The following is a 2,978-nucleotide window of genomic DNA, read 5'->3' as shown; positions in this document are numbered from 1 at the left end:
GTTCGTCGGATTCCAAGACGGTCAGTCTGGGTTCCAACTCCTCCGACGCGGTGCCCAAGAAGGCGTTCGCGGAGATCTATGCCGCGTTCACGAAGAAGTCCGGGATCAAGGTCGACGTGAACACGAAGGACCACAACACGTTCCAGGAGCAGATCAACTCGTATCTGCAGGGCACGCCGGACGACGTGTTCACCTGGTTCGCGGGGTACCGGATGCAGTTCTTCGCGGCGAAGAACCTGGCCTCGCCGGTCGACGACGTGTGGGCGAAGATCGGCGGGAACTTCCCGGACGCGATGAAGCAGCTGGCCAAGGGCGAGGACGGCAAGTACTACTTCGTGCCGCTGTACACGTATCCGTGGGCGCTGTTCTACCGCAAGAGCGTCTTCAAGCAGCACGGCTACGAGGTCCCCACGACCTGGGACCAGCTGGTCGCGCTGTGCAAGAAGATGAAGCAGGACGGGCTGGTGCCGATCGCGTTCGGTGACAAGGACGCCTGGCCGGCGATGGGCACCTTCGACCAGATCAACTTCCGGCTCAACGGCTACGACTTCCACAAGTCGCTGATGGCGGGCAAGGAGTCGTGGACGGATCCGAAGGTCAAGGCGGTCTTCGACCACTGGGCCGAGCTGCTGCCCTACCACCAGGACGGCTTCATGGGCCGCACCTGGCAGGACGCGGCGCAGACGCTGGTGTCGAAGAAGGCGGGCCTGTATCTGCTGGGCACGTTCGTGGCGCAGCAGTTCACCAACAAGGCCGACCTGGACGACCTGGACTTCTTCGCCTTCCCCGAGATCAACTCGGCGTTCGGGCAGGACACGGTGGAGGCGCCCACCGACGGCTTCATGGTCTCCAAGGCGCCCAAGAACAAGGCGGGGACGGCCCAGCTGATGGAGTTCCTGGGCACGCCGGAGGCCGAGCAGATCTACCTGAAGGCCGACTCGTCGGTGGTGGCCGCCTCCAGCAAGGCGGACACCTCCTCGTACACGCCGCTGCAGAAGAAGGCGTACACGATGATCAGCGGGGCGAAGTCGCTGACGCAGTTCATGGACCGTGACTCGCGGCCGGACTTCACCTCCACGGTGATGCAGCCGGGGCTGCAGAAGTTCCTGCAAAACCCCAAGGGCATCGACGCCCTGCTGACGTCCATCGAACGCCAGAAGAAGCAGATCTTCGCGTCTTCGTGAGCTGAGCGGTCATCGTGAGCATCGACACCAACACGAAGTCCCCGGAGGCGGCCGTGCCGCCTCCGGGGCACGCGCCTGCCGTCAAGCGGATCCCCCGCGGCCACCAGCGGCTGCTGACCGGCCGGGACCGCCTCACGCTCGCCTTCATGGCGGGCGTGCCCACCGTCCTGCACGTGGCCCTGGTCTGGGTCACCGCCCTCGCCTCCATCCTCCTGGCCTTCACCAGCTGGGACGGCATCGGCTTCGACTCCATCAAATGGGTCGGCCTGCAGAACTTCCACCAGCTGTTCACCAGCAACCCGCAGTTCTGGCCCGCGGTCGAGCACAACATCATCTGGTTCGTGGTGCTGATCTGCATCCCGACCCCGATGGGCCTGTTCCTCGCCGTCCAGCTGGACAAGAAGATCCGCTTCTCCCGGGTCTACCAGACCGCCTACTTCCTGCCCGTGGTGGTCTCCCTCGCGGTCACCGGCTTCGTGTGGCAGCTGGTCTACAACCCCGACACCGGCCTGATCAACAGCGTCATCGGCGCCAACAAGCCCGGCCACTACATCGACTGGATCGGCGACCCCCACCTCAACCTGTGGGCCGTGCTGGTCGCCGCGTCCTGGCGGCACACCGGCTACATGATGATCCTCTACCTCGCCGGCCTCAAGGGCGTCGACCCCTCCCTGCGCGAGGCCTCCTCCCTCGACGGCGCCAACGAGTGGCAGACCTTCAAGAACGTCATCTTCCCCACCCTGCGCCCCACCAACACCGTCGTCCTGGTCGTGACGATCATCGAAGCGCTGCGCGCCTTCGACCTGGTGTACGTCTTCAACAAGGGCGCCCAGGGCACCGAACTGCTGTCCATCCTGATCACCAACAACATCATCGGCGAGTCCAGCCGGATCGGCTACGGCTCCGCCATCGCCGTGGTCCTGCTGGTGATCTCCCTCGCGGTCATCATCCCCTACCTGATCGCGACCTTCCGCAAGGAGCGTCAGGCATGAGCACCATGAGCGCCGCGGCGCCCCTCAAACAGCGCACCCCCCTCCGCCCGGCCCGCGTCCTGCTGCACGCCTTCCTCATCACCACGTCGCTGGTGTGGCTGGCGCCGCTGCTGTGGGCCATCTACGCCGCCCTGCGCCCGTACTCGGAGACCAGCACCAAGGGCTACGTGTCCTGGCCCAGCAAGCTGACCTTCGACAACTTCAAGAACGCCTTCACCCAGTCGGACATGCTGCACTACTTCGGCAACACGCTGATCATCGCGGTGCCGGCCGTGCTGCTGACCCTGCTGCTGTCGTCGATGGTGGCCTTCTACGTCTCCCGCTTCGACTTCCGCCTCAACATCTTCCTGCTGCTGGTGTTCACCGCCGGCAACCTCCTGCCCCAGCAGGTCATCATCACCCCGCTGTACCGCATGTACCTGCTGATCGACCTGCCCGGCATCACCGCCAGCGGCAAGCTCTACGACTCCGCCCTCGGCCTGGTCCTCATCCACGTCGCCTTCCAGTCCGGCTTCTGCGCCTTCGTCCTGTCCAACTACATGCGGATGCTGCCGCACGAACTCACCGAAGCCGCCCTCGTCGACGGCGCCTCCGTGTGGCGGATGTACTGGCAGATCGTGCTGCCGCTGTGCAAGCCCGCCATGGCCGCCCTGGCCACCCTGCTCTCCATCTGGATCTACAACGACTTCTTCTGGGCCATCGTGCTGATCTCCACCGGCGAGAACATGCCCATCACCTCCGCCCTGAACAACCTCTCCGGGCAGTACTTCACCGACCCCAACCTCGTCGCCGCCGGCGCCCT

General features: G+C 64.9%; 3 protein-coding genes. All 3 read left to right on the top strand.

Features of this window, described 5'->3' with window-relative positions:
* The coding region (locus MKW14_RS40565) for an ABC transporter substrate-binding protein (RefSeq protein ID WP_240871781.1) at nt 1-1,184 on the top strand (1,184 nt) is incomplete at its 5' end.
* A gap of 14 nt (nt 1,185-1,198) precedes the next feature.
* The gene (locus MKW14_RS40560) at nt 1,199-2,176 is read left to right on the top strand and encodes a carbohydrate ABC transporter permease (protein ID WP_240871777.1); all 978 of its coding nucleotides are present in this window, start codon (nt 1,199-1,201) and stop codon (nt 2,174-2,176) included.
* A partial coding sequence (locus tag MKW14_RS40555) for a carbohydrate ABC transporter permease (RefSeq protein ID WP_240871774.1) occupies nt 2,173-2,978 on the top strand: 806 nt, incomplete at its 3' end. The genes MKW14_RS40560 and MKW14_RS40555, both read left to right, overlap by 4 nt.

The organism is Streptomyces gilvus (assembly GCF_022513565.1).
In the GTDB taxonomy this organism is placed as follows: domain Bacteria; phylum Actinomycetota; class Actinomycetes; order Streptomycetales; family Streptomycetaceae; genus Streptomyces; species Streptomyces gilvus.
This window is presented reverse-complemented; position numbering and strand designations above follow the sequence as displayed.